Raw genomic sequence first — 15,548 nt, forward strand, 5'->3', positions numbered from 1 at the left:
GAGGAGCATGACATGGCCTTCGAACTTCCCGAACTGCCGTACGCCAAGGACGCGCTCGCGCCGCACATGTCGGCCGAGACCTTCGACTATCACCATGGCAAGCATCACAAGGCCTATGTCGACAACTGCAACAAGCTGGTTGCCGATATTCCCGAGCTGGCCGGCGCCAAGCTCACCGACGTGATCGCCTATGCCAAGGAGAAGGGCAACAAGGGCCTGTTCAACAACAGCTCGCAGATCTGGAACCACAGCTTCTTCTGGCAGTGCCTGACGCCCAACTATGCGGCGCCCACCGGCAAGCTGGCCGAGATGATCACCCGCGACTTCGGCAGCCAGGAAGCGCTGGTCGAGAAGCTGAAGGCGGAATCGGTCGGCCACTTCGCCAGCGGCTGGGGCTGGCTGGTGCTCGACGGCGACACGCTGAAGGTCACCTCGTTCCATGACGGCGATTCGCCCGTCGCGCACGGCGTGAAGCCGCTGTTCACGATCGACGTGTGGGAACACGCCTATTACATCGACTATCGCAACGCGCGCCCGTCGTTCGTCGATACCATCCTGACCAAGCTGGCGAACTGGGAGTTCGTCGCGCAGAACCTCGACGGCGAAGGCGCCGCCCGCGCCGACCAGCAGGGCTGAGGCCTTCCGGTCCTTCCGCCCGGTATCCGGGCGGAGGGATCAACTTTCCCCGTACAAGTCGCGCTGGGCCTTTTCCAGCTCCTCGGCATAGCGGCGGCGTGCATGGCTTTCGGTGATGAGCCCCAGCACCTGCCCGTCGCTTGCAAGCACCGCCAGATCGTCCGCCACGCTCGCGTCGAAGGCTTCGAGCACTTCCGCGATCGTCATGTCCGGCGACAATGCGCGATCCGCGAACTTCGCCATGCTGCCGACGCGCTCCGCCTGATCCGCGGAGGGGCTCCACACGGCGGCGGTCTCGGCGATCCCGGCATAATGACCTTGGGCATCGAGCAGCACGACGCGCTTGGTCGAGCCCAGCGGGAAGCGCGCGCGGAAGCTCGCGATGTCGGTGTCGGCAGCGATGGTCGCCACGTCGCGGCGCATCATCCGCGCGGCGCTGAGCGCGCGGACCCAGCCCACGTCGCGGCCGCTGCGCAGCGTCTCGCCGCGCAGGTGCAGCCGCCAGGTCGAGAAGCTGTAGCCGAACAGCTCGCGCACGATCGTGCTGGCGATCAGAGTCGCGGCGATGGTGACCCCGGTGATGCTGAAGTCGTGGGTCACTTCCAGCACCAGCAGCGACATCGTCATCGGCCCCCCGACCACAGCCACCGCGAGCGCCGCCATGCCGACCACCGCCGCATCGTCAGGCGCGAGATGGTGGAGGCCGGGAATCTCGGCCAGCGTCAGCTGGTAGAAGCGCCCGATCAGCGCGCCGAGGAACAGCGAGGCGAAGAACAGCCCGCCGCGAAAGCCGAAGCCGAGCGACACCGCCGAACCGAGCAGCTTGAGCAGGATCACCACGCCGAGCGAAGCGAGCGTCGCAGATGCGGCGAGGTTGATGTCCAGCGCGCCGTGGCCGCTCGACAGCACCTGCGGGGATAGCAGGGCGAGCGGCATCATTAGCACGCCGCCGATCAGCGGCGTCCAAGGCGGCGTGATCGGGCTGCGGCGCACCGCCGCCTCGACCAGCGATACCAGCCGCATCAGCGCGATGCCGAAGCCGGCGCAGAGTACCCCGAGCACCGCGTAGAGCAGATAGTCGGCGGTGCCGATCGCATGCGCCCCGCCCGCGCTGATCACATATGGGTGGATGCCAAGCGTGCGCGCGATGGTCGCGGCGGTCAGCGAGGCGAGTACCACCGGCGCGACGATCGCAGGCGTGTAGGCGCCCAGCACGATCTCGAAGGCATAGAAGGCGCCGGTGAGCGGCGCGCCGAACGCCGCGCCCAGGCCTGCGCCCGCGCCGGCTGCCATCAGCGTGCGCAGGTCCGCGCGGCGCAGTTTCAGCCGCTGGCCAAGCAGCGAGGCGAGCCCGCCGCCCGCCTGCGCATAGGCCGCCTCCAGCCCCACCGAGGCGCCGAAGCCGTTGGAGAGCAACGTTTGGCCCACAACGGTGGCCGTATCCCGCGCCGGGATGCGGCCGCCGTGCAGCGCATTGGCCTCGACCACGTCGATGGTCTTGCGACGACGAAGCAGCCACAGCGTTAGGCCGAGCAGTGCACCGCCGATGGGCAGTGCCAGCAACCGCAAGGGCGCGATATGGCTCGCGGCGCTCAGATGCTCGCCGAGCGCCAGCCCGAACAGCACGCGCTGCATCCCGCGCGCGCTTTGTCCGATTGCAATGGCGGCAAGGCTCGCCGCCGCGCCGACGCCGATCGCCAGCAGCAGGAACAGCAGCGTGTTCGAGCGGATCTGCCGGCGCAGTCCGTTCGCCGCGCGCACCGCGTGGAAGGTGGCCGGGTGGCGCGGCAGGCCCATCGCGCGATCAGCCTTCCGGCGGGACGGGCGCGTCCTCGGGCTTCTCCAGCTGCAGGCCGTGGCGGAGCAGCATCGGAATATTGGCGATGGCGAACACCAGCGTCAGCGGGATCACCACCCAGGTCTTGAAGGTCACCCAGCGGTCCCAGTCGAGCATGTGGCGCATGACTTCGTTGAGCACGGCCATCGCGACGAAGAAGATCGTCCAGTTGATCGTCAGCAGCCGCCAGCCCTTGGCGCTGAGCCCCGGATAGGCGGATTCGAGCATCGTCTGGAGCAGCGGCTTGTTGGTGATCAGGCCATAGCCGAGGATCACCGCGAACATCGCATAGACGATGGTCGGCTTGACCTGGATGAAGGTCTGGTCGTGATAATAGAGGGTCAGCCCGCCGAACACGAGCACCAGCACGCCGGTGATCCACAGCATCGGCGAGACGTGGCGGGTCTTCCACCACGACACCGCGATTGCCGCCGCCATCGCGATCATGAAGGCGAGGGTGGCGGTGAAGATGCGCTGGAGCTGGACGCCCGGCGCGAGGCTGTTGACCGCGAAGAACACGATCAGCGGGCCGTAATCCAGCGCCATGCGCAGGCCGGCAGAGGCCTTGGGGCGGGCGGCTGAATCAGCCATGGGTCAGTTCCTCCACGCCGGCGATGATGCGGGCGACCTCGACCGGATCGAAGCCGCGCAAATCGTCGACCTTCTCGCCGACTCCGATCGCGTGGATCGGCAGGCCGTATTTCTCCGCCGCCGCGACGAGCACGCCGCCGCGCGCGGTGCCGTCGAGCTTGGTCATGACCAGGCCGGTGACGCCCGCCACTTCCTTGAACACCTCGATCTGGTTGAGCGCGTTCTGGCCGGTGGTGGCGTCGAGCACCAGCACCACGTCGTGCGGCGCAGCTGGATTGAGGCGGCCGAGCACGCGGCGGACCTTGGCCAGCTCGTCCATCAGCTCGCGCTTGTTCTGCAGGCGGCCGGCGGTGTCGACGATCAGCACGTCGGTGCCGATCTCGGTCGCGCGCTTGACCGCCTCGAACACGATGCCCGCCGCATCGCCGCCCTCTGCGCCCGAGACGATCGGCACGCCGATCCGATCGGCCCAGGTCTTGAGCTGGCCGATCGCGGCGGCGCGGAAGGTGTCGCCGGCCGCGACCATCACGCTGTAATCCTGCTCGAGCAACTGGTTGGCGAGCTTGGCGATCGTCGTCGTCTTGCCCGAACCGTTGACGCCGATGACGAGGATCACCTGCGGGCGCGGGAACGCCTCGATCTCCAGCGGCTTGGCGACCGGCTCCAGCACCTTGGCGACTTCCTCGGCGACGATCACGCGGATGCCGAGTTCTTCGAGGTTGCGCTCGAACTGCCCCTCGGCAAGCCGCGCGCGCACCTTGGCGGCGGTGGCGGGGCCGAGATCCGAGGCGATCAGCGCCTCCTCGATCTCGTCCAGCGTTGCCTCGTCCAGCCGGGCGAGCGACAGGCCGGCGAGGTTGCCGAGCAGCCGATCCGACGTCTTGCGAAAGCCGCCGAGCAGCTTTTCATGCCAGCCGGGCCCGCTCATGCGACCAGCTTTCCGTCTTCGACGCGTGCAATCGTCACGTTCACCGTTTCTCCAGTCTGCCGAGGGGCGGTCAGCCGCACCTCGGCGAAATTCTCTGCATGGCCGCGGTCGCCCGGGCGCTCGACCAGCACCTGCTGGCGGCTGCCGACCAGGGTTTCCAGCCAGCTTGCCCGCTGCTCGGCCGCCGCCGCGCGCAGCCGGGCGGCGCGGTCGCGGATCGTGGCGGGGGCCACCTGCGGCATGCGCGCGGCGGGCGTGCCGGCGCGCGGGCTATAGGGGAAGATGTGTGCATGCACCACGCCGCAATCGCCAATAAGGGCGAGGGTGTTGGCGAACATTGTCTCGTCTTCGGTCGGAAAACCTGCGATCAGATCGGCGCCGATGGCGATCTCGGGCCGTGCGGCGCGGAGACGTTCGGCCAGCACCACCGACTGCGCCCGGGCATGGCGGCGCTTCATCCGCTTGAGGATCATGTCGTCGCCCGCCTGGAGCGAGAGATGGACGTGCGGCATCACGCGCGGTTCCTGGGTAAGAAGCGCGAACAGCCGGTCGTCGACTTCGATTCCGTCGAGCGAGGAGAGCCGCAGCCGCTGAAGGCGGGGTACGTGGCGGAGGATGCGCTCGACCAGCGAGCCCAGCGTCGGGCTGCCCGGCAGGTCGTGGCCGTAGCTGGTGAGATCGACGCCGGTCAGCACGACTTCGCCATGCGCCTCGGCGAGCATCGCGATCCGGTCGATCACCGCGCCCGCCGGCACCGAGCGGCTGTTCCCGCGACCATAGGGGATCGCGCAGAAGGTGCAGCGATGGTCGCAGCCATTCTGCACCTCCACGAAGGCGCGCGCATGGGTGGAGAAGCTGGCGGCGAGGTGCGGCGCGGTCTCGCGCACGGCGAGGATATCCTGCACCTGCACCTTCGCCTCGGACGCCCAGGCTTGCGGAAGCAGCTTCTCGGCATTGCCGATCACCCGGTCCACCTCGGGCATCGCCGCAAAGGCTGCGGGGTCGATCTGCGCCGCGCAGCCGGTGACGACCAGTTCCGCCTCGGGGCGTTCGCGGCGCGCGCGGCGGATCGCCTGGCGGGTCTGCTTCACCGCTTCGTTGGTCACGGCGCAGCTGTTCACCACGATCGCGTCTCGCCCCGTCAGCAGGGCACGGATCGACTCACCTTCGGCTAGGTTCAGCCGGCAACCCATGTTAAGGATGAGAGGCGAGGAGAGGGACATTGGCCAGCGATCTAAGGACGCCGACCGCAGAAGTCCAACACCAGGCGGGCCAAGTGCTGGCCTTCTGGTTCGATGCGCTGCTGCCCGAACAATGGTTCCTGAAGTCCGAGGGCGTGGACCGCGAGATCGCCGACTTGTTCGGAGATCTTCGCGATCGCGTGCTGGCGAGCGACGCGGCGGGCTGGGGCGAGGATCCCGAAACGCTGCTCGCCGCCACCCTTCTGCTCGACCAGTTCTCGCGCAACATCCACCGCGGGCAGGCCGAGGCGTTCGCGGGCGATCCGCTCGCGCAGCAGCTGGCGTCGTCGGCGGTCGAACGCGGTTGGGATCGCCGCATGACCAAGGAGCAGCGCCAGTTCCTGTACCTGCCGTTCGAGCATGCCGAGGATGCCGAGCTCCAGGAACTCAGCCTGCGCTGCTTCGCCAGCCTCGAAGACGACACACTGATGGCCTATGCCCGCGATCATGCCGAGGTCTTTCACCGCTTCGGCCGCTTCCCGGGCCGCAACGAGGCGCTGGGGCGGATCTCCACGCCCGATGAGCTCGACTATCTCAGCCAGCCTGGAGCTGGCTGGTAGCATCGCCGCCCTCCAGCCGCGGGCCGGGCTGGAGGATCAGCCGCCGCTCGGCGAGCAGGCGGCGCGCCCCCGCGATCGACAGCGGCTTGCCGTACAGCCAGCCCTGCGCCTTGGCGCAGCCGATCGCACGCAGCCGCTCCTCGATCGCGGCGTCTTCCACCCCCTCGGCCGTAATCGGCAGGTTCAGGCTCTCGCCCAGCCGGAGGATCGTGTTGACGATCGCGGCGGAGTCCGCGCTCTGGTTGAGCGAGAGGACGAAGCTCTTGTCGATCTTGATCCGGTCGAAGGGTAGGGCGCGGAGATGGGCGAGCGAGGAATAGCCGGTGCCGAAATCGTCGAGCGCCAGCCGCACTCCCTGGTTCTTGAGGCTGCCGACGATCGACTGGGCGAGCGCGAGATTGTCGAACAGCGCGCTTTCGGTGATCTCCACTTCGAGCCGGTGGGCGGGGAAGCCGGTCTCGGTGAGCACCTTGATGATCTTCTGCGCCAGCCAGGCGTCGCGCAGCTGCACCGGCGAGATGTTGACCGAGAGGCTGAGCCCCGGATCCCAATCACGCGCGCCGTGGAAGGCCTGGCGCATGATCGACAGTGACAGGTCGCCGATCAGGCCGGCGTCCTCGGCGACGGGAATGAACCGGTCGGGCGGGATCATGCCGTGGGTCGGATGCTCCCAGCGCGCCAGCACCTCGAAGCCGTGGAGCCGGCCGCTGGCGAGATCGACCTGCTGCTCGAAATAGGGGGTGATCTCCTCGCGCGGGATCGCGACGCGCAACCCGCTTTCGAGCGCGCTGCGCACCTGTAGCGCGCGCTCCATCGCCGGATCGAACCAGGCGAAGCGGTTCTTCCCCGCCTTCTGCGCCTGGTGCATCGCGATGTCCGCAGTGCGGAGCAGCGCGTCGATGCTCGGGCAATCGAAGTCCGAGCGGGCGATGCCGAGCGAGCAGCTGATGTGCAGCACATGGCCCTCCACCTCGAAGGGCTGGGCGAGACGGGTGACGATGCGCTCGGCGATGCGCTCAACCATGGCCGCCTCGCGCGGGTCGAAGGCGAAGGCGCAGGCAAACTCGTCGACGCCCAGCCGCCCGGACAGCGCCATCTGCGGCAGCGCCTGGGCGACTTCCTGCGCCACGGTGCGGATCAGCGCGTCGCCCATGGCATGGCCGTGCAGGTCGTTGATTGCCTTGAACCGGTCGAGATCGAACACCAGCATCGCTACGGCCTGGCTGCGGCGGTGGGCGCGGGCGAGCATCGCGGCGCCTTCCTCGGTCAGGCTGTTGCGGTGGAGGAAGCCGGTCAGCGGATCGCGGCTGGCGACGCTCTGTGCGCGTTCGCCGCCGGTGCGGCGCGTGGGGGGCATGACGAGGCGGCGACCGCAGAGGAAAATGAGGACGAGGTTCACGGCCTGCGCCACGAGTAGCCAGCCGCCCGGCACGATCTGTTCGACATAGTCGAATGTCAATCCGGCGCCGATCGCGAGCGCGAGCAGCGTGGAGGCGACGCACAAGGCGTTGAAGATCGTCGCGGTGCGATCCTTCCGCCCGTTTTGCCGGTCCTGATGCTGCTGCCGCGTCATCGACGCACTACGCCCCTCGTACTAACGAAGTGGTGTTTTCCCATGCAAGGCGTGTAGATCGGGTTAAATCCGTAGAGGTTGCTTTCTGCCGCCACTGCGGTTAAGGGGACCCACCGTTCCTCCGTGGACGCGCAACATTTGCCACCCCAAGGGGTGACGCCGGCCGACGAGGTTTCGTCCGCCGGCGTGTTTTGCGTTTGGCGGGACATGGACTGATTTGGAGTGATCTGGGCATCATGTTCGAGAGTTTGAGCGATCGGCTGGGCGGCGTCTTCGAGCGCCTGCGCGGACGTGGCGCGCTCGCCGAGGCCGATGTCCGGACCGCGATGCGCGAAGTACGCGTGGCGCTGCTGGAAGCGGACGTCGCGCTGCCCGTCGCCCGCGAATTCGTCGACAAGGTAACCGAGCAGGCCGTCGGCCAGCAGGTGCTGCGTTCGGTCACGCCGGGCCAGCAGGTCGTCAAGATCGTCCATGACGCGCTGGTCGACATGCTCGGCGCCGACACCGCCGAGCTGGCGATCGACGTCACGCCGCCGGCGGTGATCATGCTCGTGGGTCTGCAGGGCTCGGGCAAGACCACCACCACCGCCAAGCTTGCCAAGCTGCTGAAGAAGCAGGGCAAGAAGGTGATGATGGCGTCGCTGGACGTGAACCGTCCGGCCGCGCAGGAACAGCTGGCGGTGCTCGGCACCCAGACCGAAGTGGCGACGCTGCCGATCGTCACCGGCCAGCAGCCGGTCGAGATCGCGCGCCGTGCGCTCCAGTCGGCGAAGCTCCAGGGCTTCGACGTGGTGATGCTCGACACCGCCGGCCGTCTCCACGTCGACCAGGCGCTGATGGACGAGATGAAGGCGGTCGCCGACATCTCGAAGCCGCAGGAAATCCTGCTCGTCGTCGACTCGCTCACCGGCCAGGACGCGGTGAACGTCGCCAGCAACTTCTCGGCGCAGGTGCCGCTGACCGGCGTGATCCTCACCCGCATGGACGGCGATGCACGCGGTGGCGCGGCGCTGTCGATGCGCGCGGTCACCGGCCAGCCGATCAAGTTCGCCGGCATGGGCGAGAAGCTCGACCAGATCGAGCCCTTCCACCCGAAGCGCGTCGCCGGCCGCATCCTCGGCATGGGCGACGTGGTCAGCCTGGTCGAGAAGGCTGCTGCGTCGATCGAGCAGGAAGACGCCGAGCGCATGGCGAACCGGCTCGCCAAGGGCCAGTTCGACATGAACGACCTGCGCGCGCAGCTGGCGCAGATGCGCAAGATGGGCGGCATCGGCGCGCTGGCGGGGATGATCCCCGGCATGAAGAAGGCGCAGGCCGCGGTCGACCAGGTCGGCGGCGACAAGGTGCTGATCCGCATGGACGCGATCATCGGCTCGATGACGCCCAAGGAGCGCGCCAAACCCGAACTGCTCAACGCCAAGCGCAAGATCCGCATCGCCAAGGGCAGCGGGCTGACCGTGCAGGACGTCAACAAGCTCATTAAGATGCATCAGGAGATGCAGACCGCGATGAAGCGCCTGAAGAAGATGGGCGGCCTGAAGGGCATGCTGGGCATGCTCGCCAAGGGCGGCCCGGGCGGCGGCATGGGCGGAATCGGCAATGCCCTGGGCGGCGCCGAGATGGGCGAGATGATGGACAAGGTGGGCGCCGGCCTGCCGGGTCTGCCGGGCGGCGCCAAGCTGCCGCCGGGCTTCGAGAATTTGCTGAAGAAGAAGTAACTTAACCCAATTTTTTTCAATCGTATCTCTAGAAGGAAGTGAAGTAGAATGGCTCTCTCCATGCGTCTGTCGCGCGGCGGCTCCAAGAAGCGCCCGTACTACCGGATCGTCGTTGCCGACGCCCGTGCGCCCCGCGACGGCAAGTTCATCGAGAAGATCGGCACCTACAACCCGCTGCTCGCCAAGGATTCGCCCGAGCGCGTGAAGCTCGACAACGAGCGCGCGACCTACTGGCTGGGCGTCGGCGCGCAGCCGACCGATCGCGTCCTCCGCTTCCTCGACGCCGCCGGCGTCAAGGAGCGTGCGGCCCGCAACAACCCGAAGAAGGCGGAGCCGGGCGAGAAGGCCAAGGAGCGCGCCGAGGAGCGTGCCGAGAAGGCCAAGGCAGCCGCCGAAGCCGCTGCCGCACCGGCCGAAGAGGCTGCCGAGGCCTGAGGCTGAACATCCCTCCCGCACGCTGGTGCGGGAGGGATGGCTCGTGCGTCGCTGCATCCCATCATGGCAGAACCTTCCGCTCCCTCGACCCGCGGCGATCGCCCGGTGACGCTTGCCGCCGTGATCGGCGCGCACGGCATCGCCGGCGAGGTGCGGCTGAAGGTGTTTGCCGAGGATCTGGCGGCGCACAAGAGCTTCAACGGCGGCAAACTGACGCTCAGGTCGGTGCGCGGGGGATCCAATGGCGTGATCGCCCGCTTCGCCGAAGTGGCCGACCGCAATGCCGCCGAGGCACTGCGCGGCACCGAACTTACCGTGCCGCGTTCCGCCCTCCCGCCGCTGGGCGAAGGCGAATATTACCATATCGACCTGCTCGACCTGCCGGTGACGGGCGAGGACGGGGAGCCGATCGGTCGTGTCGTCGCGATCGACGACTATGGCGCGGGCGACGTGATCGAAATCGAGCGCCCCGACGGCAAACGCTTCATGGTGCCGATGCGGCCCGAAGCGGTGCCTGCTTGGGATGACGAGAAGCTCGTCGTCGCGAGCACCTTCCTGGAAGTCTGACCAGGCTGATCCTGGCGATATGCATGGCTAGTATGGGCCGCGCATCTCTCCCTGCGATCCGCTGAGCGTCGCATTCACTCCCTGAATCGGGGAAATCGTCACCGATATCATGTCGTGCAGCCGGCCCGGCGCACGCTGTTCCACGCCGCGCGGCACATACCAATGCTGGGTGGTGACCGCTCCATGCGCCGTCTCGTCCGGCCGGCCGAACCGCTGCGCCATCGCGGCGGCGAAGCGCCGTCCTTGCGCCAGGTTGCGGTCGCGATTGGCAAGCGGGGATGACCGGTCGTTCAACGCCATCCAGCCCAAGGTCCGGTGCGGCTGCCTGCCGTCGAACTGGAGCATCACCATCCAGCGATCGTGCCGCAGATAGCAGAGGAGGGCGGAAGGGTCTTCGCTTCGGGTATCCTCGGCATCGCTCGCCGTGGTGCATGTCGTCCGCTGGTACCCACGCCGCACCAGCGCCGCGTCGACCGCCGCCTCGGGCATGCGCGGGGCGATACCCTCGATCGCATAGCCACCCCATTCCGCGGCCGAGCCGTGGATCTGCCCGTGGCTGGGATCGGCCGCGCGCGTGTTGCATCCTCCCAGCAGGAGCAGCGGCAAGGCGAGGCAGGGCAGCTTCATCGGCGTCCGGCGCTATCGCACGAAGAGTAGTTCGGCGAGCATAACGCGACCAAGGGCAGTCGGCGAACGATCAACGCCAGAGCGGTGCTTCGGCGTTCAGCATATTCCGGATCGTCGTCGCGGCGACGCCGGCTTCGCCCATCGCATGGCTGATCTGGTCGAGGCCCTTGGCGACATCGCCGGCGGCGAAAAGGGCGGGGAGCGAGGTGCGCTGGTGGTCGTCCACTTCCAGGCATCCGCTGGCGTCGGCGCGGGCACCCGCCTCGACGGCAAGCTCCGAGCGGATGTGGGAGCCGAGCGCGGGATAGAGGCTGTCGAAAGCAAGGTGACCCGCCGCCGTTGACAGCGCAAGCTGCTCGCCATCGATTGCCCAATCGCGCGCCGGGCCGTCGACCAGCGCGATGTCGGCTGCGGTGAGCTGGGCGAGTTGCTCCGGCGGCAGGTCGTGGCGATCGGGGGCGATCAGTGTCACGTCCCTGGTGAAGCTGCGGATGAAGAGTGCCTCGCGTGCGCCATGCTCGCCGGTGCCGTAGACCGCGACGCGCTTGTCGGTGACCTCGTAGCCGTCGCATACGGGGCAGTAGCGGATCTGCCCGTTCGCCAGCGCCGCGTCGTGCAACGCGTCGGGCATCGGTGGGCGATGGTTGATCACGCCGGTGGCCAGCAGCACCGATCGGGCGCGCACCTCGCGCTCGCCGATCCGCGCCGCGAACCCGCCTTCGATCGAGCGCAGGCTCGTTACCTTCGCCGCCTCGCGCACCGTGCCGTATTTCTCGGCCTGGGCGCGCATCGCGGCGAGCAGGTCGAGGCCGGAAATGCCTTGGGGGTAGCCTGCATGGTTGTGCGTGCAGGGGATCAGCGCAGCACGGCTCGATCCGCAATCGAACAAGCGGATCTTCAGATGGTAGCGGCTGAGATAGATGGCCGCGGTGAGCCCCGCCGGGCCGCCGCCGATGATGATGCAATCGTCCATCGCGCGCCAGCGCGTCAGGGCGCGACAGGTTCCGCCGCCCATTGTAGGGCAGGGCATGACCACGCCCGACTTTCTGCTCGATACCTGCGTCTGCATCCGCCTGTTGCGGGGCGGCGGGGCGCCGGTCGCGCGGCGGATTGCGGCGGCCGAGCCCGGCGCCATTGCGATTTCGGTGATCAGCCTCGCCGAACTGATGGAAGGAGCCGGGCAGGGCAGCGCTGCGCTGGACTCATTGCTCGAGACGATCCCCGTGCTGGGCTTCGATGTGGAGGCTGCACGTGCGTTTCCCGCGGCGCGCCCCGCACGCGGTCGCCACGATCGGCTGATCGCGGCGCATGCGCTCGCGCTGAGTGCGACGCTGGTCACCCATAATGGCCGCGACTTTCGCGCGGTGCCGGGGTTGCGGATCGAAGACTGGTTCTGAGCGCGTTGTGTTTCAGCGCCGAATGTATATACATCCCGTATATACGGAGGCGACGCATGGGCGAGGAATATCGCGCCAGGATCTTCAAGTCGGGCAATTCGCTGGCGCTGCGCCTGCCCAAGGCGCTGGGTCTGAAGGAAGGCGCCGAAGTGGTGTTGCGCGAGGAACGTCGCGGCTTCTCGGTAGAGCCGCTGGACGGCGAGGAGAAGATCGACCTTGGCGGCATCGCCGGCGCGCTGCCGTGGCTGAAGCCGATCCCTCCGGAGGATCGCGAGATCGAGGAGCGCGAGCTCGATTGGGAAGGGCGCAGGCTGCGGGACGATGGCTGAGCCCCGCTTTCTTCTCGACACGAACATCTGCATCTACATCCTCAGCGACGCGCACGCACCGGCTGCGCTCGCGGTGGAGGCGCAGGCCAAGGGCAGCGTGGTCAGTTCCACGATCGTGCTAGCGGAGGTGCTGAGAGGGGTGCCCGAGAGCCATGCGGACGGACGGCTGGTTGTCGAGCGGTTCTTTCGGCTCGTCGAGCCGCTTCCGTTCGACGCCGCCGCCGCCGAAGCCTATGCCCGGCTGCCCTTCCGCCGCGCGCGGCTGGATCGGCTGATCGCGGCGCAGGCGCTGGCGGCCGGACTGACGCTGATCACCAACAACGAACGGGATTTCACCGACATCCCGGACCTCAAGCTCGAGAACTGGACGCTGTGACCTTCGCTGCAACCATCCTGACGCTGTACCCCGAGATGTTTCCCGGGCCGCTGGGCATCTCGCTGGCCGGACGCGGTCTGCGCGAGGGGCTGTGGTCGCTGGAAACGGTGCAGATCCGCGACTTCGCCACCGACAAGCATCGCTCGGTGGACGATACGCCGGCCGGGGGCGGGGCAGGGATGGTGCTGCGCGCCGATGTGCTGGCAGCGGCAATCGACAGCGTTGCCCGCGAAGGGCGCCCGCTCCTGGCCATGACGCCGCGCGGGCGGACGCTGACGCAGGACCGCGTGCGCGAGCTCGCGACAGGTCCAGGTGCGATCGTGCTGTGCGGCCGTTTCGAAGGTTTCGACGAACGCATCTTTGAAGCGCGCAACATCGAGGAAGTCTCGATCGGCGATTACATCCTCTCCGGCGGTGAAATGGCGGCGCTGACATTGCTCGATGCTTGCATTCGGCTCGTTCCCGGCGTAATGGGCGCGGCTTCTAGCGGCATGGACGAGAGCTTCGAAACGGGGCTGCTCGAATATCCGCAATATACCCGACCTGTCGAATGGGAAGGGCGCACGATCCCCGAAGTGCTGCGATCGGGGGATCATGCGAGGATCGAAGCCTGGCGACGCGCCATGGCGGAGACCGATACACGGCTAAGGAGGCCAGACCTTTGGGAACGCCATGAGGGCGTTCGGGTCCAGTCTCCCTCTGGCGCGCGGCGAAAACATGGGACTGACTGAGATGAACCTCATCCAGACGCTCGAAGCCGAGCAGATTGCCAAGTTCAACGAAGCCAAGAAGATTCCGGAATTCCGCCCGGGCGACACCGTCCGTATCGGCGTGAAGGTCGTCGAAGGCGAGCGTACCCGCGTGCAGAACTTCGAAGGCGTGTGCATCGCGCGCGCCAACAAGGGCATGGGTTCGAACTTCACCGTCCGCAAGATCTCGTTCGGTGAAGGCGTGGAGCGCGTATTCCCGCTCTATTCGCCGAACATCGATTCGATCGAGGTCGTGCGTCGCGGTGTCGTGCGTCGTGCGAAGCTCTACTATCTGCGTGGTCGTACCGGCAAGTCGGCGCGTATCGCCGAGCGCCGCGACACCCGCACCGAGGCGCAGGCCGCCGAGTAAGGCTGGCCTTCCCAGAACGCGAAAGGCGTGCGGACCCCTGCGGTTCGCACGCCTTTTTCGTGTTCGGCACCTTGTGCGACGCGCGGCTTTCTCAAGACAAGTGATACAAAAAAGGCGCCGCGGACGGATTTTGTCGCGGCGCCCCCGACTTCGGCGATGGATCGCGCGGATCAGGCGGCGGCGCGGAAGCCGTCGTTCTGGAGGAGCGCCCGGCCGCGCGCGGTGAGCGCCGCATCGCGCACCTCGGGCCCGCCGATGCCGATCAGCAATGCCTCATAGGCGAGCAGGCCGCGATCGCACAGGCCCTGCACGGCGGCGACGAAGGCGTGATGACGGTCGAGCGATGCTCCGAGGTCGAGCGCCGTCGGGGTCAGCGTGGCGCTGCCCGGCCAGCTGCGCTGCAGCGCATCGGCGATCGCGACAATGCAGCGCGAATCGAGGGCGCCCAGCGCCTCACGATTTTCCCCGCTCATCGACATCAGGTCCTCCTCAGCAACATGGTCCGCATGCCTTTGTGCAACCCGAGGGGCCGTAGCGAACCCACCGAACTCGTGCTCAAAATTGCATTATCAGAACCACGCCATCGACCCTCGGCCGGTTCCGCAACATTCCTATGCACACATACGCCGAATCGGTTTTTTCCGTTCCCGGAGTCGTGCTGTGACGCAGCATTTACGCCACTAGGCAATTTCTGCCTAGACGTGGATTGCATCCGAAACGAATTTACCAGTTGATAACTCCTATCTTCGTCTCGTTCTGAAACATCGACCAAGGCGCTGCCCGGTAGATGTGCCGCTGGTAAAACTCCGTACTGCCCGGAACTGCGCGAGTCGCCTACGATACAACCGTTTTCATCAGGGTGTGGTCATGTCGGATTGGGGCGTTGCAGCGTTGGGACTGGAGAGTCGATTCGGACAGGGTATCGCAGGCGAGATGATGCCCGAGGAAAGCCGGATCGTGCGCGCAGCGGTGCTGTTGCTCCGCGGCGAGGTTGCGGTTCTCCGGACCGGATCGCGGGCCGTGCTTGCAGCCGCGGACGGCGTCGAGGCCGTCGATTCCGCGCGGCGACTGTCCGATCCCCTCGAAGCAATGGTGCTCGGCTATCGCAGCCAGTTATCGGTGCCCTTGTGGCGGGACGGTCGCCGCGTCGGGGCGCTTGCCGTGCTCGGTCGCGACGAGCGCCGTTTCGGGGACGCGGACATCGCGTTGCTGCAGGCGCTTGCCAGTCGCATGGACCGCGCGCATCGCAGCATCCACTGATCGGCGGCGCTACAGAGTCGGCGCGCCGTCGGGAAGGAAGCGCGCTCAGTTTGCCCGGTTTGCCTCGCTTGCCAGCATGGCGCGCCCGCGCGCGGTGAGGGTGGCATCGACCAGCATCGGGCCGTCGCTGTTGAACACCAGCGCTTCATAGGCGAGGAACCCGGCGTCGCTGAGTGACTCAACCATGCCCAGAAATTCGGCGACCGCAGTTTCCCGGTCGCCCAGTCCGATATCGGCGGGCGTGAGAAGCGTCGAACGCGGCCAGTTCTTCTCCAGCAAGCGCGTGGCGCATTCTACCGAAACATCCGAACCTATCCTGCCAAGACGGTCCACCGACATGCGGTTCTACTCCTG

20 protein-coding genes are annotated in these 15,548 nt (G+C 67.3%); 11 read left to right on the forward strand and 9 right to left on the reverse strand.

The window, feature by feature from the left end; genetic code table 11:
* The first annotated feature begins 12 nt into the window (after positions 1-12).
* Complete coding sequence (locus GGR89_RS06475) at positions 13-636, forward strand: superoxide dismutase (RefSeq protein ID WP_125973422.1); 624 nt, start codon at positions 13-15, stop codon at positions 634-636.
* Positions 637-675: 39 nt separating this feature from the next.
* Here the strand turns inward: GGR89_RS06475 and GGR89_RS06480 are convergent, their stop codons facing one another.
* The 4 genes from GGR89_RS06480 to mtaB are packed head-to-tail and all read right to left on the reverse strand — an operon-like array spanning position 676 to position 5,185.
* Positions 676-2,433, reverse strand: coding sequence for a chloride channel protein (locus GGR89_RS06480; RefSeq protein WP_125973420.1), 1,758 nt, complete (start codon positions 2,431-2,433; stop codon positions 676-678).
* A gap of 7 nt (positions 2,434-2,440) precedes the next feature.
* The gene (locus GGR89_RS06485; protein WP_125973418.1) at positions 2,441-3,064 is read right to left on the reverse strand and encodes a septation protein A; all 624 of its coding nucleotides are present in this window, start codon (positions 3,062-3,064) and stop codon (positions 2,441-2,443) included.
* Complete coding sequence (gene ftsY, locus GGR89_RS06490; RefSeq protein WP_125973416.1) at positions 3,057-3,992, reverse strand: signal recognition particle-docking protein FtsY; 936 nt, start codon at positions 3,990-3,992, stop codon at positions 3,057-3,059. The genes GGR89_RS06485 and ftsY overlap by 8 nt, the downstream gene beginning before the upstream one ends.
* Positions 3,989-5,185 (reverse strand): tRNA (N(6)-L-threonylcarbamoyladenosine(37)-C(2))-methylthiotransferase MtaB, encoded by a 1,197-nt coding sequence (mtaB, locus tag GGR89_RS06495; RefSeq protein ID WP_425338743.1) that lies wholly within the window; start codon positions 5,183-5,185, stop codon positions 3,989-3,991. The genes ftsY and mtaB overlap by 4 nt, the downstream gene beginning before the upstream one ends.
* A 29-nt stretch (positions 5,186-5,214) precedes the next feature.
* Here mtaB and GGR89_RS06500 point away from each other — a divergent pair, with 29 nt between their 5' ends.
* Entirely contained in the window at positions 5,215-5,793 is a 579-nt protein-coding gene (locus tag GGR89_RS06500; RefSeq protein ID WP_125973412.1) for a DUF924 family protein, read from the forward strand.
* On the opposite strand, the gene GGR89_RS06505 is transcribed toward GGR89_RS06500, so the two are convergent.
* On the reverse strand, positions 5,768-7,366 hold the full coding sequence (locus GGR89_RS06505; protein ID WP_125973410.1) for a putative bifunctional diguanylate cyclase/phosphodiesterase: 1,599 nt from the start codon (positions 7,364-7,366) through the stop codon (positions 5,768-5,770). The two genes, GGR89_RS06500 and GGR89_RS06505, sit on opposite strands and share 26 nt — an antisense overlap.
* 236 nt (positions 7,367-7,602) lie before the next feature.
* Here GGR89_RS06505 and ffh point away from each other — a divergent pair, with 236 nt between their 5' ends.
* The 3 genes from ffh to rimM all read left to right on the forward strand — a co-directional run bounded on the left by ffh (position 7,603) and on the right by rimM (position 10,086).
* Positions 7,603-9,084 (forward strand): signal recognition particle protein, encoded by a 1,482-nt coding sequence (gene ffh / locus GGR89_RS06510; protein ID WP_125973408.1) that lies wholly within the window; start codon positions 7,603-7,605, stop codon positions 9,082-9,084.
* Between the two features lie 48 nt (positions 9,085-9,132).
* Positions 9,133-9,519, forward strand: a complete 387-nt coding sequence (gene rpsP / locus GGR89_RS06515; RefSeq protein ID WP_206431099.1) for a 30S ribosomal protein S16 — start codon at positions 9,133-9,135, stop codon at positions 9,517-9,519.
* Positions 9,520-9,582: 63 nt separating this feature from the next.
* Positions 9,583-10,086, forward strand: a complete 504-nt coding sequence (rimM, locus tag GGR89_RS06520) for a ribosome maturation factor RimM (RefSeq protein WP_125973406.1) — start codon at positions 9,583-9,585, stop codon at positions 10,084-10,086.
* 27 nt (positions 10,087-10,113) lie between these two features.
* Here rimM and GGR89_RS06525 read toward each other — a convergent pair whose 3' ends face one another.
* Positions 10,114-10,713, reverse strand: coding sequence for a hypothetical protein (locus GGR89_RS06525; RefSeq protein ID WP_125973404.1), 600 nt, complete (start codon positions 10,711-10,713; stop codon positions 10,114-10,116).
* 70 nt (positions 10,714-10,783) lie between these two features.
* The gene (locus GGR89_RS06530) at positions 10,784-11,686 is read right to left on the reverse strand and encodes an NAD(P)/FAD-dependent oxidoreductase (RefSeq protein WP_125973402.1); all 903 of its coding nucleotides are present in this window, start codon (positions 11,684-11,686) and stop codon (positions 10,784-10,786) included.
* A gap of 55 nt (positions 11,687-11,741) precedes the next feature.
* Between GGR89_RS06530 and GGR89_RS06535 the strand changes: the two genes are divergently transcribed.
* Genes GGR89_RS06535 through rplS form a run of 5 tightly spaced genes read left to right on the forward strand, consistent with a single transcriptional unit; the run spans position 11,742 to position 13,934 of the window.
* Positions 11,742-12,110, forward strand: a complete 369-nt coding sequence (locus GGR89_RS06535; protein ID WP_125973400.1) for a type II toxin-antitoxin system VapC family toxin — start codon at positions 11,742-11,744, stop codon at positions 12,108-12,110.
* 56 nt (positions 12,111-12,166) lie between these two features.
* Entirely contained in the window at positions 12,167-12,439 is a 273-nt protein-coding gene (locus GGR89_RS06540) for an AbrB/MazE/SpoVT family DNA-binding domain-containing protein (protein WP_125973398.1), read from the forward strand.
* The gene (locus GGR89_RS06545; RefSeq protein WP_125973396.1) at positions 12,432-12,815 is read left to right on the forward strand and encodes a type II toxin-antitoxin system VapC family toxin; all 384 of its coding nucleotides are present in this window, start codon (positions 12,432-12,434) and stop codon (positions 12,813-12,815) included. The genes GGR89_RS06540 and GGR89_RS06545 overlap by 8 nt, the downstream gene beginning before the upstream one ends.
* Positions 12,812-13,546, forward strand: a complete 735-nt coding sequence (trmD, locus tag GGR89_RS06550; protein ID WP_125973394.1) for a tRNA (guanosine(37)-N1)-methyltransferase TrmD — start codon at positions 12,812-12,814, stop codon at positions 13,544-13,546. The genes GGR89_RS06545 and trmD overlap by 4 nt, the downstream gene beginning before the upstream one ends.
* A 1-nt stretch (position 13,547) precedes the next feature.
* Positions 13,548-13,934 (forward strand): 50S ribosomal protein L19, encoded by a 387-nt coding sequence (gene rplS / locus GGR89_RS06555; RefSeq protein WP_064309669.1) that lies wholly within the window; start codon positions 13,548-13,550, stop codon positions 13,932-13,934.
* A 170-nt stretch (positions 13,935-14,104) separates the two neighbouring features.
* Here rplS and GGR89_RS06560 read toward each other — a convergent pair whose 3' ends face one another.
* A complete protein-coding gene (locus GGR89_RS06560; protein WP_241217827.1) occupies positions 14,105-14,413 on the reverse strand; it encodes a hypothetical protein in 309 nt (102 codons plus the stop codon).
* A 388-nt stretch (positions 14,414-14,801) separates the two neighbouring features.
* Here GGR89_RS06560 and GGR89_RS06565 point away from each other — a divergent pair, with 388 nt between their 5' ends.
* Complete coding sequence (locus GGR89_RS06565; protein WP_125973390.1) at positions 14,802-15,194, forward strand: GAF domain-containing protein; 393 nt, start codon at positions 14,802-14,804, stop codon at positions 15,192-15,194.
* Positions 15,195-15,239: 45 nt separating this feature from the next.
* Here the strand turns inward: GGR89_RS06565 and GGR89_RS06570 are convergent, their stop codons facing one another.
* Positions 15,240-15,533 (reverse strand): hypothetical protein, encoded by a 294-nt coding sequence (locus tag GGR89_RS06570; RefSeq protein ID WP_125973388.1) that lies wholly within the window; start codon positions 15,531-15,533, stop codon positions 15,240-15,242.
* Between the last annotated feature and the right edge of the window lie 15 nt (positions 15,534-15,548).

Origin of the sequence: Sphingomonas trueperi (assembly GCF_011927635.1) — a bacterium.
GTDB classification, from domain to species: Bacteria; Pseudomonadota; Alphaproteobacteria; order Sphingomonadales; family Sphingomonadaceae; genus Sphingomonas; species Sphingomonas trueperi.